Raw genomic sequence first — 14,266 nt, forward strand, 5'->3', positions numbered from 1 at the left:
GCATCGACCTGTTCGTCCGCAGCAACGCCGACCAACTGGCCGACCTGGTGGCACTCGTCGACGGTGGCGAGCTGCGCGTCGAGGTCACCGAACGAATGCCGCTGCCCGAACTGGCCACCCTGCACACCCGCGCCACCGACGGCACCCTGCACGGCAAGGTCATCGTCCTCCCCGCCTGACACCCCACCCGATCCCGGAAGGCAAGACCATGGCCCTCAGCTTGGACCCCGAAATCGCCGAAGCACTGGCCCCGATGGCCGGGGCGATGGCCGAAACCACCCCACCGGCCGTCGGGGACATCGCGGCGCGCCGCGCCCTGTGGGAACCGATCATCGGCGCCGCCGGGGCGGCCCAGCCGATCCCGGCCGATGTGACGACCAGCGAGTACCGCGCCACCGCCGACGACGGCGCGCAGATCACCATGCGCTGGTACGTCAAGGAAGGTGCGACACCCGGCCCGGCCGTGCTGTTCTTCCACGGCGGCGGCTACATCTTCGGCCACATCGACCTGTTCGACGGGCCCGTCGCCCGCTACGTCTCCGCCAGCGGCGTGCCGATGCTCTCGGTCGAATACCGCCGCGCCCCCGAGCACCCCTTCCCCACACCGCTCGAAGACGCCTACACCGCACTGCGCTGGCTCCACGACCACGCCACCGAACTGGGCGTCGACCCCACGCGCATCGGGGTGATGGGCGACAGCGCCGGCGGCGGCCTGGCCGCGGCGCTGACCATCCTCGCCCGCGAACGCGGCGGCCCGCGGATCGCCCGGCAGATCCTCATCATGCCGATGCTCGACGACCGCACCACCACCCCCGACCCGCACATCGCGCCCTACGTGCTGTGGTCCTACGACGACAGCCGCACCGCGTGGCCGGCACTACTCGGTGAGGCCGCCGGCGGCCCCGACGTCCCCGCCACCGCGGCACCGGCCCGCCTCGATGACGCCACCGGCCTCCCGTCCGCCTACATCGAAGTCGGCCAGCTCGACGTCTTCCGCGACGAAGACACCGCCTACGCCACCAAACTCAGCCGCGCCGGCGTGCCGGTCGAGTTCCACCTCCACCCCGGCGCACCCCACGAGTTCGACTCCATCGCCTTCGAATCCGACGTCGCCCGCCGTGCGGTCGCCGACCGGGTCCGGGTGCTCAAGTCGATCTGAGCCCGCAATGACCAAGCCGTCGCCGGGTTGCGGCGGCACTACAGAGGAAGTGTTCATGAGCGACAAGAAGATCATCGCGGTGCTGGGTTCGACGGGTGCGCAGGGCGGAGGTCTCGTCCGGGCCATTTTGGACGATCCCGCCGGTCCGTTCGCCGCGCGGGCCGTCACCAGGAACGCAGGCTCGGCGAAGGCCCGTGCGCTGGCCGAGCGGGGCGCCGAGGTGGTGGAGGCGACCCTGGACGACGAGGAGTCCCTGCGGCGGGCGTTCGAGGGCGCCCACGGCGCCTACGTGGTGACCAACTTCTGGGAATCCATGTCCGCCGACGTCGAACTGGCGCAGGCCGCGACCGCCGCCCGTGCCGCGAAGGCGGCCGGAGTCGCCCACGTCGTCTGGTCGACCCTGGAAGACACCCGCGAGGTCATTCCCGTGTCCGGCCAACGGGTTCCGGTGCTGCAGAACCGCTACACGGTCCCGCACTTCGACGCCAAGGCCGAGGCGGACGCGTTCTTCCGCGACTCGGGTGTGCCGACCACCTACCTGCGAAGCACTTTCTACTGGGAAGGATTCACCCAGGGCACCGGGCCGGCGCGGGGCGAGGACGGCCGGCTCGTGCTCACCTTGCCGATGGGGGAGGCCAAACTGTCCGGCATCGCGGCCGAGGACATCGGCCGCACCGCCTACGGAGTGTTCGCCGCCGGCGACAAGTACGTCGGCGAGACCGTCAGCATCGCGGGTGAACACCTGACCGGCGCCGAGTACGCCGCCGCGTTCGCCGACGCCCTCGGCGAACCGGTCGACTACCGGCCCCTCACGCACGAGGAGTTCCGCGCGCTCGGACTGCCCGCGGGTGACGAGTTCGGCAACATGTTCCAGTTCTACGTCGAAGGCGAGCGTGACTTCGTCGGTGCGCGCGACCTCGACGTGGTCCGGTCGCTCAACCCGCGCCTGCAAACCTTCCGCAGCTGGCTGAGCGAGCACATCGAGGCGGTCAGGCCGACCTGACCGACGTCGGCTCTCGGCTGGTGGCCTATGCTTTGGGGCATGATTCCCGGGACGGCATTGCGCCACACACGGATTGGTGACCCGGTGCTCTTCTGAGCGCCGCGTGGGCCGGTGCGGGCCCGCTGTTCGTTCGAGGATCTTGCGCTGCTGCGCGGGCTCCGCCTCCCGTCGTGTTGATCACAGGCTCGACGCATCAACCACGACAGGAGACTTCATGCCCACCAAGACGCTGCAGATTCCGACCGCGGACGGCCAGGCCGACGCCTTCGCCGCCTTCCCCGACCAGGGCGGGCGGCACCCAGGGGTGCTGATGTACCCGGACGGCTTCGGCATCCGGCCCGTGCTGCGGGAGATGGCCTGCGACCTGGCCGGTCACGGGTACTACGTGCTCGTCCCCAACTTCTTCTACCGGCACGGCCCGGCACCGGTGATCGAACTTCCCCAGCACATCGGAGAAGAAGCCAGGCCCGCGGTCTTCGCCCAGCTGATGCCCTTGATCGAGGCGCACACCACCGAACGTGTCCTGCGTGACGCCGACGCCTACCTCCGGTTCCTCACCACCCGGCCCGAGGTCAGCGCCGGACCGGTCGCGGTGACCGGCTACTGCATAGGCGGCCTCCTGGCGACGCGCACCGCCGCGGCCCACCCCGGCCAGGTGGCCGCCCTCGCCGGGTTCCACGCCCCGGTGGGCGCCGCCGGGCCCGACAGCCTCCACCGCATCACCGCTCAGATCCATTTCGGCCACGCCGAAACCGACCTGACGCCAGAGGCTCTCGGCGAGCTCAACCAGGCCCTGGACGCCGCGGGTGCCGACTACACCTCCGAGATCTATCCCGGTACCGTCCACGGCTTCACCATGTCCGACACCGACGCCTTCAACCCCGCCGCTCGGCAGCTTCATTGGGACCGCCTGCTGCTTCTCCTCGGCCGCGCCCTGGCCAACGGCTGAGCTCCGACCCGGGTGCGTTGTACGGCTGCTACTGCCGGCGTTCGGGGAGGCATCCTCAGCCTGAAGCCTCCCCGACGCCGGCTCGTTCGCGCGCCGCGAGGATGTCCGGGACGTGCGTCTCCGCCCACTGCCGTACGGCACGCAGCGGAACCAGCAGAGAACGGCCGAGCTCGGTCAGGGCGTACTCGACGTGCGGTGGGTGGCCGCCCAGGTCGGTGCGGGCGAGCAGGCCGTCGGTCTCCATGGCGCGCAGCGTCTCGGTGAGGGCCTTGGGGGTGATCCCGCGGATGTGCGCTTTGAGCTCGGTGAACCGCATCGGCCCGTCCTCCAGTGCGTTGACGGCGAACACCGTCCAACGCGCCCCGATGCGGTGCAGCACGGTGCGGCTCGGGCACGTCGCCGCCATGACGTTGTACGCCTTGCCCATGGGGGCCTCCCGGTAGCGTTGAAGATACCGGTAGCAAATCTATACCGTCGCGGTCATGAGCGAGAACCTGACAGGCAAGCGAATCCTGGTCGTCGGCGGGGCCCGCGGTATCGGCGCCGAGATCGTCCGGCGCACGGGGCAGGCCGGCACCGACGTCGTCGTCGCCACCCGGTCCGGTCCCGAGGTCCGGATCGACGTCACCGACGAGGCCACCATCGCGCGGGCCGCGGAGTCGCTCGGCGCCTTCGACCACGTGATCTCCACCGCGTCGGCTCACCATGACGTGCCGGTGGCCGACCTGGAACACGACAAGATCCAGGCCGCCTTCTCCGCCAAGGTCGTCGGCCCGCTGCTGCTGGCCAAGCACTTCGCCCCCCTGATGCCTGCCGGCGGGTCTTTCCTGTTCTTCTCCGGCATCGTGGGCTGGCAGCCCAAGCCCGGCACCGTCGTCAAAGGGACTGCGAATGCCGCCCTGGCCGCGCTGGTCACCCACTTGGCCGTCGAGCTCGCGCCGCTGCGTGTCAACGCCATCGCGCCCGGTATCACCGACTCGGGCACCTGGGACCGGCTTCCGAACGAGCGTCGCCGCGCCATGTACGACAGTGCCGCCGCGGCCTCCCTCGCAGGCAGGGTCGGGACGCTCGAGGACGTCACCGACACCGCCCTGTGGCTCTTGGGCGCGGGATGGGTGACGGGCGAGACGGTCCACGTCGACGGCGGCGCCCGGCACCGCTGATCCCCACGCCGCGAGGTCACGGCCACGGTTACCCAAGTTCGGTGGCGGCGCGCGCCGAAGTCACGCCGTCGACGATCTACCGCCGCTGGGGTGACCTGCGCGAGCTGCTTTCCGATGTCGCGGTGGAGCGGCTGCGGCCCGAGGCCCCGCCCGAGGACCGGGGCGGCCTCGCGGCCGACCTGGGAGCGTGGGCCGAGCAGTTCCGGGCAACGGAACGCGGGGAGCCGGTGCCGGACGTGGAGACGGTGCTCGACAGCGTGGTGGCGCCGATGATGTACCGCATCCTGTTCCGTCCCGGCTCGCTCGACCCCGCGTACGCGCGCCGGCTGGTGAGTGACCTGCTCAGCTGAAGGTGGCCGACGACCGGGTGCTGTCCTTCGCGCTCAGCGCCCAGGACGTCACCGCGGTCGAGCTGTCACCCGACGGGTGCGCCGCGGTGGCCGTCCTGGGGTACCACCACCTCCAATGCTGCGAACTGGACTGGAACTACCGTGCCTGGCTGCGGCGGGCGGCCCGATCACCAGCCCCGCGGTGGATCAGCAGGCGCCCGACGAAACGAGGCTGTGGGACTGGTTCTGGTTGGCCAGCGGGGAAAGGTCGTTGATGATCTGTCCGGGCTGGATCACCCAGCGCCGGTCGCCGGTGCAACTGGTCGCGGCGTACAGACGTACGGTGCCGCCAGTCCGGTTCCACGCCGAGACGGCGTTGTTCTTGACGCACGTGAGCCGGCCGCGCCCCGCGCCCTTGAATTCATAGCAGGTCGGCTGGGTGGCCCCGTAGTCCGGGATCGACGTGGCGAAGTCCGACAGCGACTCGGACCGGTTGATCCCCCAGTACAGGCAGAACTCGTTGTTGTCACAGTGCCCGTCCCGGGCAGCTGCGTGCGCGGTGCTCGCGAGCGACATCAGCATGGTTCCCGCCGCTGCGGCCGCCATCGTCGCCCGCACGATCCGTCGTCCCCTCGAACCCATCGTCTTCCCTTTCTCGAAGCCGGTGCGGTCCCTCCTGGAACCACACCGGCTACACCCCTCAAGGCGTGCATCGGTTTAGCCGAGGACGTCACGGGGCGCCCGCGGGCCGGGCACGGTCGGCGTCATGAGGCAAGTTCAGCCGGCCGAGGCCGGACTCGGCCCCACGGCTTGAAGACCGAAAGCACCATCGCGAAACTCAGCAGCACCATGGCGGTGGTGGCGAGGAACGCGACGAACCAGATGTCCTGCAACGGTTGTTCGCCCGACGCGAGTTCGGTGATCGGGCCCAGGAACGCCAGCAGCATCACGCAAGCGATGACGTTGAGGACCAGCTTCACCGCGACCCACCGGTAGCGAACGAGTCCCCACTTGGTGGCCAGCCCCAGCAGAACACCGGTGCCGAGGCAGACCACTCCCGCTACGAGAGCCGACAGCAACAGGGGAACGACGAAGAAGTCCGCGAGTGCCCGGTACACGGCGGTGCGGTCGTCGCCCGCACGTACCCAGCCGATCGCGACCAGAACGGCGGAGATGACATCGATGCCGATCCAGGTACCCGCCGACACGACATGGGTGACGAGGATGCTCTTGCGCAGCCGGGCCGGGATGCGCCAGCGGACTCGGTTGCCCCGTGCCGGCGGGGTGGTTCGGGGCGTGGCGAGGATACTCATGGTCGTCCTTGGTCTGCGGAGTGAGTGCGTGCGGGAGCTTTCGGCGGGGCCGGGCGGCACGGTGGTCGTCATTCGTGATCTCCCGTTCGTGGCGGTGCCGAGTCCGGACTTCCCTCAAGCGGTGAGGACTTCCAGCGCGGCGGCGTGCACACCCGGCGCGGCGGCGAGGTAGCTCTCGCCGGCCAGTTCCCACGGTTTGCCCTCGAGGTCGGTCACAACGCCTCCGGCCTCCTGGACCAGCAGCACACCTGCCGCGTGGGACCGGACGTTGTCGAACTGCCAGTGCAGGTCCATCCGGCCCGCGGCGACCTGGGCGAGCTGGCCGGTCACCGGTACGGAGACCCGCACGTACAGGGCGGAGTTCGTCATTGCGGTGAAGGCGGCGCCCATCCGCTTCGCGAGCTCGGGGTCGTGACCCGGCTTGGCCTGGCCGGTCCCGGCCAGCGCGCCGTCCAGCGACGTCTTGACCGAAACCCGCAGCCGGACGCCGTTGAGGAACGCCCCGCCGCCCTCGGTCGCGGTGAACATCTCGTCGAGGACGGGGAAGTAGACCACCGCCAGCACCGGGCGGCCGTCACGGACGAGGCTCACGCCGATGTTCCAGTCCGGCATGCCGTGGACGGCGTTGACGTTGCCGCCGACCGGGTCGAGGAGCCACCACTCGCCCATGGCCAGCGGTCCCGAGCCGTGTTCATCGTTGAGCCAGCCCGCGCTCGGCAGGGCCTCGGTCAACGCCGGTCGCAACGTGTCGACCACGGCCGCGTCATTGGCCTGGAGGTTCGCGAGCAGTTCGGGAAGCCCGGGCTGACGGGACTCGGTGGAATAGCGCGTCCTCATCCGGGCACCGGCGTGGCGGACGGCGGCAACGGTGGCGGCAAGCAGGTCCTGGCTCATGGGAGGCTCCTGGAGTTGAGGGAAGTGAATCTGTGTCTTGTTAGGATTTACTCTTATGCAATTGGACTTGAATCTGCTGACCGTGCTGGACGCCCTCCTCGAAGAGGGCAGCGTGATGGGCGCGGCCGAGCGGCTGCACCTGTCCTCGCCCGCGGTCAGCCGGACCCTCGGCCGCCTTCGCGCCGTCACCGGGGACGACATCCTGGTGCGCACCGGCCACTCGATGGCTCCCACCCCGTACGCGGTGTCGGTGCGGGAGGACGTGCACCGGCTGGTCAGGCAAGCGCACGAGGTGCTCTCGCCGATCCGTGAGCTGGATCCGGCCGAGATGGAACGCACCTTCACGATCAAGTGCCACGACGCGGTGACCGCGTCACTGGTACCGGTACTGGTCGGGCGGATCCAGCAGCGGGCTCCGGGGGTACAGCTGCGGGTGCTGGCGGAGAACCCCGTCGACACCGACGACCTGCGACACGGCCGTGTCGATCTGGAACTCGGTGGCGGGCGGCCCAGCCTGCCCGAGTTCCGGTCCGAGCCGCTCGGCGACGATCGGCTCGTCGTGGCGATGCGCGCGGACCACCCTTGTGCCGGCGGACTCGACCTGGTCTCCTACGCGGCGCACCCGCACGTGGTGATCTCCCGGCGTGGCCGCCTCACCGCGTCGATCGACGACGTGCTGGCCGCCGAAGGCCTGCGGCGCCGGGTGGTCGCGGCGGTGGCGACGGTGTCCACCGCCCTGCAGATCGCCGCCCGTGGCGACGCGCTGGTCACCTGCACGGCGACCCTCGGCCGTCCGCTCATCGAGGCGTTCGGGCTCCTCGCCCGGCCGCTGCCGATCGAGTCGCCGGCCGCGACGATCAACTGCAACTGGCACCAGCGCTACGATTCCGACCCCGCCCACGCCTGGCTCCGCGAGCAGGTCCGGGCGTCGTTCGAGGAGATCACCGCCTGCTGACTACTCCGCCAGCGGCAGGGCCACGGCACCGGGAAAACCGGGCGCCTCGGCTTCGTCGAGCATCGCCGCGGCGACGGTTTCCCGGCTGACCTTCGCACCGAGGTCGAAGGGCGGTGCGGCGTCCAGGCCGACCGTGCGGCGACGGGGGCTTTCCGGCCCGTCGGCGAGCATCCCGGCGTGGAAGACGGTGCCCCCGGCCGCGAGAACGGTGTTGTCGGCTTCGACCTTGTCCGCGAGCCGGTCGCCCAGCACCTCGGCGAGCACGCCCGCGCCCTCCCCGGCCACTTCGGCTGACTTGCCCGTGCCGTAGGCACCGAGCCAGATGACGCGCCGTGGGCCGGCGGCGACGACGGCCCGGGCACCGGCCAGGAGAATCCCGGCCCGGTCCGTGCCGAGGGCGGAGAGGACCACGGAATCCCCGTCCACGACGGCGGCGATGCCGGCCGCGTCGGTCACATCGCCCGTCACTTTGCGCAGGTTCGAGGAGTCGGGCAGGGCGATCCGCTCGGGATCACGGGCGATGGCGGTCACGGTGTGACCACGTCGCAGCGCCTGCCGGGTGAGGGCGATGCCGGTCTGGCCGGAAGCCGCGAGGACGGTGAGGTTCATGCCGAGAACGTTAGGGAGGCCCTCGCTTAACATCAAGTGCAAGTAACTGACTTGGCAAGTTACTCGGACGCAATTGAGGTGGGGTGCCAGCACTGCGGCATCTGACAGCCGGACATTTGCAGACCTGTCCGATCCCCGTCACTTGGAGCATTTCCGTGCCGTCTCCGCGCGCCTGCTCGACGTTGTTCCGGTCGGGTCGCAGGTGCTATACCGGCAGCTGCCCGGTGTCGCGACGACGCGATGCCACGAGCGAGCGGAGTATCTGGTGGCGAACCGTGCTTTGCGCTCATCCATCGTGGTGGCGGTCCTGATCGCGCCGCTCTCCCTGCTGGGGACCGCGACGGCGGTGGCAGCTCCCGCCGCCCCACCAAGGCGGCAGCTGACGATCGAGACGGTGTCGAACCCGCGGCCCGCGCTCGTCAGCGGGGGACAGGTCCTGGTCAAGGTCGGCTCGCCGCAGGGAACGCAGGCTGGGCGGGTCGACGTCAGCGTCAACGGCCACGACGTGACCTCGATGTTCCACGCCCAGCCGGACGGCAGCCTGCTGGGCCTGGTGACCGGCCTGCGCAACGGTGCCAACGACTTCAGCGCCAGGACGAGCGGACACGGTCCGGACCGGCGGGCGAACCTGCGCGTCACCAACCACCCGATCACCGGGCCCGTCTTCTCCGGCTCGCAGCAGCACCCGTTCTACTGCGAGACCCAGGCGTTCGGCCTGCCCGCGGCGTCGCAGCCGTTCTGCAGCGTCCCGCCGCAGGTGAGCTACCAGTACCGGACGACCGCCGGGGCGTTCGCGCCGCTGGCGGACCCGGCGACCCGGCCCGCGGACCTCGCGACGGCCACGGCCGGCGGGCACGCGGTGCCGTACGTGGTCCGCGTGGAGCGCGGCACGATCGACCGCGCCGTCTACGAGATGGCGGCTCTTTACGACGGCGCGCCGTCGCCCGTCGCGCCGGGCACCGGCTGGAACGGGAAGCTGGTCTACACCTTCGGCGGCGGCTGCAACGCGGGCTACCACCAAGGCAACTCGACCGGCGGGGTCGTCAACGATCTGTTCCTGGCCCGGGGCTACGCGGTTGCGTCGTCGAGCCTGAACGTGCTCGACAACAACTGCAGCCCGATCATCTCGGCCGAGGCGGCGATGATGGTCAAGGAGCACTTCGTCGAAACCTACGGCCCGGTAGCCCACACCATCGGCTGGGGTGGCTCGGGTGGGGCGATCCAGCAGTACGACATCGCGGAGAACTACCCGGGCATCGTCGACGGCATCATCCCCGGTGTCTCGTTCCCGGACCCGTTGAGCACGGGGGGCCCGGTGTCGGACTGCCGCTTGCTGGAGCGGTACTTCGCCGGGCCGGGCGCGTCGTTCACCGCGGCGCAGAAGCAGGCGGTCGCAGGCTTCGCCAGCTACGACACCTGCGTCTCCTGGGACAAGACCTTCGCCAGCCGCGCCACCGCGACCGGCAGCTGCAACGCGGCCATCCCGGTCCCGGCGCGGTGGGATCCGGTGACCAACCCGCGCGGGGTGAAGTGCAACTCCAACGAGCAGCTCGTCAACCAGATCGGGCGGGACCCGAGGACCGGGTTCGTGCGCAGCCCGCTGGACACCACGGGTGTGCAGTACGGCTTGGCCGCGCTGAAGGCCGGGACGATCACCGCGGCGCAATTCGCCGACCTCAACGCCACCATCGGCGGCCTCGACTACACCGGAAAGCCCGTGGCGCAGCGGATCGCAGCTGATCCGAAGGCGCTCGACGCGGTGTATGCCCTCGATCTCGTGAACTCCGCGTCGCAAGGTTTGCGGGAAACGCCGATCATCGACCAGCGGACCGATCTCGACCTCGCCGGGTTCGGCAACGACATTCACACCACCGAGTGGTCTTATGTGATGCGGCAACGGCTTCTGCGGGCGAACGGCACCGCGGGCAACCAGGTCATCATCGAAAACCACGCCACCGCGGCCGAAGCGGCGGCCGCCAGTGTCTACGAGCTCGACGCGATGGACCGTTGGCTGACCGCGATCGGCGCCGACGGTTCACGTCGGAGTCTCCAGCAGAAGGTGCTGGCGAACCGGCCGGCGGATCTCGGCGACGGTTGCTACCTTTCCGCCGCGTCGCGGATCACCGAGAAGCTGACGTACCCGGCGAGCGGCCGGTGCGGCGCGCAGTACCCGGTGGCGGCGAACACCCGGATGGTCGCGGGGGAGAGCCTGTCCCTCGATGTGCTGAAGTGCAGGCTGAAGCCGGTGGACTTCCGCGACTACCCGGTTGCCTTCACCGCCGCGGACCGGGCGCGGCTGCGGGCGGCTTTCCCCGACGGCGTGTGCGACTACAGGCGGCCGGGAGTCGGGCAGCACGCCCCGATCGGGACGTGGTTGAGCTACGGCGACGAACGGACCGGCACCACCCCGCCGACCAAGCTGCGGTGACGGGCTCGGTGAGCGTCCGGCCGGATGTTCGATCCACAGTGGACGGAGCGGCGCGTCCGGTGTCTGCCGCTCAGCGCTCGGATCCGGCCCGCCGGAGTTTGCCGGGTGCGGTGCCGTGGTGTCGCCTGAAGGCCTTGGCGAAGGCGAACTCCGAGGTGTAGCCGCTCTTTCCCGCGATCACGCGCAGCGGGGCGTCGGTGTCGCGCAGCATCCGGGCGGCGAGGGTCAGCCGCCACCAGGTCAGGTAGGTGAGCGGTGGCCGGCCGATCTTCTCGGTGAACCTGCGCGCGAACGGTGCCCGGGACAGCCCGGCCCGGGCCGCGAGGCCGGCCACGGTCCAGGGGTGCGCCGGGTCGCTGTGGATCGCGTGCAGCGCCGCGGTGATCGCGGGGTCTCGCAACGCCGCGCCCCAGTTCGATGACGACCAGCCGGTCTCGGCCGTCGTGGAGCGCTCGTCGAACCAGGCACGCAGGAGGTACAGCAGCAGCGCGTCCAGCAGGGCCGGGATCAGCGCGTCCGTGCCGAGCCGCGGGCGTTCCAGCTCGGCGCACAGCAGCTCGACCACGGCCCGGAGATCACGGTCGAGCCGGGCGGGCAGGTGCACGACTTCGGGCAGGCTCGACAGCAACGGGTGCACTTGCGCCGGATCCAGCCGGTACGCACCGCAGAGCGTCACGGTCTTCGGGCCCGTGCCCGTCGACGGCCGGTCCGCGTAACGCTCGGCGAACTCGGGATCGTCCGGGTCGCAGGCCTGGGTGTCGACTGGCGTCGCCGGGCTGTCGGCCAGTGCGTGACCCTGCCCGTGGGGCAGGAAGACCACGTCGCCGGCGGTCAGCGGCAGCGGCTCCGCATCCGCCCGGATGAGCCAGCAGGTGCCCTGCAGCACCACCTGGAATCCCGCGGCGCCCGGTACCGGCGCGAACCACTGCCCCCAGGGCGCGTTCCACACCACCCGGGCCGAGCGCGGCTCACCGCTGCGCATCACGGCGAGTACGTCGCTCAAGACATCCACAGTCTCTCCCACGAGAGGATCGGACATAAAACGAGGAGCTGTGCGCATGGAGTGTCTCCCCGCCCGATCATAGGGTGATTTCCATGAGATGCGCACGGATTCACCGCCACGGCGACCCCTCGGTCATCAAGATCGACGACGTCCCGCGGCCGCTCCCCGGCGACGGTGAGGTGCTGGTCGAGGTCGCGGCGACGTCGTTCAACCCGACCGAAACCGCCCTCCGCTCCGGAGCCCTGCGGTCGCTGTTCCCGATCGCACTGCCCTGCACCCTCGGCTGGGACGTCGCGGGAACGGTGGCCGGCCGGCCGGTCATCGGCCGGCTCGAGCGGGGAGCGGCCGCGGAGTACGCCGTTGCGCCGCACGGACGCCTCGTTCCCGCGCCCACCGGCATCCCGCTGACCGACGCCGCGGCCATCCCGCTCGCCGGCCTGACCGCGTGGCAGGTCGTCTTCCCGCACGTCTCCGCCGGGCAGCGCGTCCTGGTCAACGGCGCGGGCGGCGGGATCGGCGGGTTCGCCGTCCAGTTCGCGAAACGCGCCGGCGCGCACGTCATCGCCACCGCGAGCGCGCGCAGCTTCGACGCCGTCCGGCGGCACGGCGCCGATGAGATCATCGACTACACCAGCGAGTCCGTCGCGTCGGCCGTGGAGCCCGTCGACGTGCTGATCCACCTGGTCGGCACGCCGCCGCCATGGATCCCGCCGGTACGGCGATCCGGCACGATCATCTCCGCGGCGGCGCCCGTGACCGCGCCGCCGGGGGTGACCTCGACCCACGTGGTCGTCCGCTACGACACGGCCCAGTTGACCGAACTGGTGAACCTCGTGGACGCGGGCGTCGTGACCGTCGACGTCACCGAGACGCACACCCTCGACGGGCTCGCCGACGTGCACCGCAGGAGTGAGGCCGGCGACATCCGCGGGAAGGTCACGATCCTCTGTCGTTGACCGGCCACCGGCGGCCACCGGTCGACTGGGGGCGGTGCTGATCGCGCAGTTCAGGAGTTTCGGTGTCCGGCGTGTTCGTGTGGCTATCATCGAGGCAGGAAGCATCGCCGACGTGTTTTGTTCCTGACGCCCGATCGAAGGAAGCCTTGAAACTGCGCACAAAGGAATATGGTAACGCGAAGGTGAAACTGGGGGGCCGTTTCCACCGGCTTTTTGGTGCCACGCTCGTGTCGGCTACCGGCACCGGCATGCACGCGGCCGCGTTGCCCCTGCTGGTCCTCCAAATCACCAGTAGCCCACTGGCGTTGAGCCTTGTTGTCGTGGCTGTCGAGATTCCCTGGGTGTTGGTTTCGCTGCACGCCGGTGTCATAGTCGATCGACTGGACCGTAGGCGGGTGATGGTGTGGGCTGACGTCGCCCGTTTCACGGTCCTGATTGTTCTCGCAATACTGATCCTGACTTCGCGGGTAAACCTGGTGTGGCTGGTGCTCGCAGCATTCATGCTGGGCGTCGGCCAGGTCTTCTTCGATCTCGCAGCCCAGTCCGCTGTTCCCGATTTCGTGTCACGGGATCAACGGCACCTGTCCATGGCGAACGGGCGGATCGCCGCAGCGGAAAGCAACGGTGAGGACTTCGTGGGACCACCGCTGGGCTCCGCGTTGTTCGGTGTGTGGCCCGTCCTGCCGTTCGCGGGCAACGCCCTGTCCTTCGCGGCCAGCGGTATCTTGATCCGGTCGATCCGGGCGGACGCCACGACCGAGGTCACGTCCGACGCTCCACGCAAGAGCGCGAGGACGGAAATCGCCGAGGGTATTCGGTGGCTGATCGGGAATCGCACCCTCAAGGCACTGGCCGTGATCAGTTGCCTCAGCAACGTTGTCGCCTCGGCTCAGTTTGCGATGCTGGCGCTGCTGGCCAAGCAGGTCCTCGGACTTCCGGACGTTGGTTTCGGCTTGTTGCTGACCGCGACTGCGGTGGGGGCAACGGCCGGGGGGTTGGGGGCCTCGGCCGTCAGCAAGCGATTCGGCTCCGGCACGGTATTGCTTGCGGGGAAGGCCGGCGTAGGTGTGGCCGTTCTGGTGCTGGGACTTGTCGCCAATGCATGGGTTGCCGCTTTCATGATGATGGCGACCGGTGCGCTGACGACTGCGCAGAATGTCGTGGTCAGTACCCTTCGTCAGCAAATCGTGCCTCGCCGCCTCTTGGGAAGGGTGCTCTCGTCGAGTAGGACGCTGGTAATGATCGGGGGCCCGGTCGGCGCGGCACTCGGTGGCGTCCTCGCCGGCGCCTTTGGCGTCCAGGTTCCGTATGTGGCAGGAGGTGTTTTCCTCATCCTGGTGACGCTGGTCGCCTATCCCCGACTGAACAACCGCGTGCTGGCAAGCGCTACGGACGAACCAGTCGTGCGGGCGGGGGAATCCGGATAGGAAGTATGTCGACGGGCTAGGGCGATCGAAGTGGCAATAGCCGGCCGACGTTGGCTCACGGCTCAACGCCCCGACCCC

Annotated in this window: 16 protein-coding genes; 10 read left to right on the forward strand and 6 right to left on the reverse strand. The window is 69.9% G+C overall.

The window, feature by feature from the left end; genetic code table 11:
• From AB0M80_RS38485 to AB0M80_RS38500, 4 genes are all read left to right on the forward strand, one after another.
• On the forward strand, positions 1-179 hold a 179-nt coding region (locus tag AB0M80_RS38485; protein ID WP_364574943.1), incomplete at its 5' end, for a zinc-binding dehydrogenase.
• A gap of 29 nt (positions 180-208) precedes the next feature.
• Positions 209-1,159, forward strand: a complete 951-nt coding sequence (locus AB0M80_RS38490) for an alpha/beta hydrolase (protein WP_364574808.1) — start codon at positions 209-211, stop codon at positions 1,157-1,159.
• Positions 1,160-1,214: 55 nt separating this feature from the next.
• Positions 1,215-2,162, forward strand: a complete 948-nt coding sequence (locus tag AB0M80_RS38495; RefSeq protein WP_364574810.1) for an NmrA/HSCARG family protein — start codon at positions 1,215-1,217, stop codon at positions 2,160-2,162.
• A 214-nt stretch (positions 2,163-2,376) separates the two neighbouring features.
• Positions 2,377-3,111: a dienelactone hydrolase family protein gene (locus AB0M80_RS38500; RefSeq protein WP_364574812.1), complete on the forward strand. Its 735-nt coding sequence runs from the start codon at positions 2,377-2,379 to the stop codon at positions 3,109-3,111.
• A gap of 55 nt (positions 3,112-3,166) precedes the next feature.
• Here AB0M80_RS38500 and AB0M80_RS38505 read toward each other — a convergent pair whose 3' ends face one another.
• A complete protein-coding gene (locus AB0M80_RS38505; RefSeq protein WP_364574814.1) occupies positions 3,167-3,538 on the reverse strand; it encodes a helix-turn-helix domain-containing protein in 372 nt (123 codons plus the stop codon).
• A gap of 55 nt (positions 3,539-3,593) precedes the next feature.
• On the opposite strand from AB0M80_RS38505, the gene AB0M80_RS38510 reads away from it, so the two are divergent.
• A complete protein-coding gene (locus tag AB0M80_RS38510; RefSeq protein WP_364574816.1) occupies positions 3,594-4,274 on the forward strand; it encodes an SDR family oxidoreductase in 681 nt (226 codons plus the stop codon).
• A 41-nt stretch (positions 4,275-4,315) separates the two neighbouring features.
• Positions 4,316-4,624 carry a TetR-like C-terminal domain-containing protein gene (locus tag AB0M80_RS38515; RefSeq protein WP_364574818.1) on the forward strand — a complete coding sequence of 103 codons (309 nt, stop codon included), beginning with the start codon at positions 4,316-4,318 and terminating at the stop codon, positions 4,622-4,624.
• Positions 4,625-4,810: 186 nt separating this feature from the next.
• Here AB0M80_RS38515 and AB0M80_RS38520 read toward each other — a convergent pair whose 3' ends face one another.
• The 3 genes from AB0M80_RS38520 to AB0M80_RS38530 all read right to left on the reverse strand — a co-directional run bounded on the left by AB0M80_RS38520 (position 4,811) and on the right by AB0M80_RS38530 (position 6,810).
• On the reverse strand, positions 4,811-5,245 hold the full coding sequence (locus tag AB0M80_RS38520; RefSeq protein WP_364574820.1) for a peptidase inhibitor family I36 protein: 435 nt from the start codon (positions 5,243-5,245) through the stop codon (positions 4,811-4,813).
• A 122-nt stretch (positions 5,246-5,367) separates the two neighbouring features.
• Positions 5,368-5,988 carry a hypothetical protein gene (locus AB0M80_RS38525; protein WP_364574822.1) on the reverse strand — a complete coding sequence of 207 codons (621 nt, stop codon included), beginning with the start codon at positions 5,986-5,988 and terminating at the stop codon, positions 5,368-5,370.
• A 42-nt stretch (positions 5,989-6,030) separates the two neighbouring features.
• Positions 6,031-6,810 (reverse strand): inositol monophosphatase, encoded by a 780-nt coding sequence (locus AB0M80_RS38530; protein WP_364574824.1) that lies wholly within the window; start codon positions 6,808-6,810, stop codon positions 6,031-6,033.
• Between the two features lie 55 nt (positions 6,811-6,865).
• Between AB0M80_RS38530 and AB0M80_RS38535 the strand changes: the two genes are divergently transcribed.
• A complete protein-coding gene (locus tag AB0M80_RS38535; RefSeq protein ID WP_364574827.1) occupies positions 6,866-7,765 on the forward strand; it encodes a LysR family transcriptional regulator in 900 nt (299 codons plus the stop codon).
• Here the strand turns inward: AB0M80_RS38535 and AB0M80_RS38540 are convergent, their stop codons facing one another.
• Complete coding sequence (locus AB0M80_RS38540) at positions 7,766-8,374, reverse strand: NAD(P)-binding oxidoreductase (RefSeq protein ID WP_364574829.1); 609 nt, start codon at positions 8,372-8,374, stop codon at positions 7,766-7,768.
• Between the two features lie 265 nt (positions 8,375-8,639).
• On the opposite strand from AB0M80_RS38540, the gene AB0M80_RS38545 reads away from it, so the two are divergent.
• Positions 8,640-10,802 (forward strand): DUF6351 family protein, encoded by a 2,163-nt coding sequence (locus tag AB0M80_RS38545; protein ID WP_364574831.1) that lies wholly within the window; start codon positions 8,640-8,642, stop codon positions 10,800-10,802.
• A gap of 70 nt (positions 10,803-10,872) precedes the next feature.
• On the opposite strand, the gene AB0M80_RS38550 is transcribed toward AB0M80_RS38545, so the two are convergent.
• Positions 10,873-11,814, reverse strand: a complete 942-nt coding sequence (locus tag AB0M80_RS38550; RefSeq protein WP_364574833.1) for an AraC family transcriptional regulator — start codon at positions 11,812-11,814, stop codon at positions 10,873-10,875.
• An 83-nt stretch (positions 11,815-11,897) separates the two neighbouring features.
• On the opposite strand from AB0M80_RS38550, the gene AB0M80_RS38555 reads away from it, so the two are divergent.
• Entirely contained in the window at positions 11,898-12,761 is an 864-nt protein-coding gene (locus tag AB0M80_RS38555) for an NADP-dependent oxidoreductase (protein WP_364574835.1), read from the forward strand.
• 62 nt (positions 12,762-12,823) lie between these two features.
• On the forward strand, positions 12,824-14,188 hold the full coding sequence (locus tag AB0M80_RS38560; protein ID WP_364574837.1) for an MFS transporter: 1,365 nt from the start codon (positions 12,824-12,826) through the stop codon (positions 14,186-14,188).
• Positions 14,189-14,266: the final 78 nt, after the last annotated feature.

It is taken from the genome of Amycolatopsis sp. NPDC051045 (assembly GCF_040682955.1).
Taxonomy (GTDB): Bacteria; Actinomycetota; Actinomycetes; order Mycobacteriales; family Pseudonocardiaceae; genus Amycolatopsis.

Bases quoted from the DNA above. Each gene is read 5' to 3' on its own strand.
- AB0M80_RS38495 (WP_364574810.1), top strand. From the start codon at position 1,215: ATGAGCGACAAGAAGATCATCGCGGTGCTGGGTTCGACGGGTGCGCAG.
- AB0M80_RS38535 (WP_364574827.1), top strand. From the start codon at position 6,866: ATGCAATTGGACTTGAATCTGCTGACCGTGCTGGACGCCCTCCTCGAA.
- AB0M80_RS38490 (WP_364574808.1), top strand. From the start codon at position 209: ATGGCCCTCAGCTTGGACCCCGAAATCGCCGAAGCACTGGCCCCGATG.
- AB0M80_RS38510 (WP_364574816.1), top strand. From the start codon at position 3,594: ATGAGCGAGAACCTGACAGGCAAGCGAATCCTGGTCGTCGGCGGGGCC.
- AB0M80_RS38555 (WP_364574835.1), top strand. From the start codon at position 11,898: ATGAGATGCGCACGGATTCACCGCCACGGCGACCCCTCGGTCATCAAG.
- AB0M80_RS38530 (WP_364574824.1), bottom strand. From the start codon at position 6,810: ATGAGCCAGGACCTGCTTGCCGCCACCGTTGCCGCCGTCCGCCACGCC.
- AB0M80_RS38520 (WP_364574820.1), bottom strand. From the start codon at position 5,245: ATGGGTTCGAGGGGACGACGGATCGTGCGGGCGACGATGGCGGCCGCA.
- AB0M80_RS38500 (WP_364574812.1), top strand. From the start codon at position 2,377: ATGCCCACCAAGACGCTGCAGATTCCGACCGCGGACGGCCAGGCCGAC.
- AB0M80_RS38505 (WP_364574814.1), bottom strand. From the start codon at position 3,538: ATGGGCAAGGCGTACAACGTCATGGCGGCGACGTGCCCGAGCCGCACC.
- AB0M80_RS38525 (WP_364574822.1), bottom strand. From the start codon at position 5,988: ATGACGACCACCGTGCCGCCCGGCCCCGCCGAAAGCTCCCGCACGCAC.
- AB0M80_RS38540 (WP_364574829.1), bottom strand. From the start codon at position 8,374: ATGAACCTCACCGTCCTCGCGGCTTCCGGCCAGACCGGCATCGCCCTC.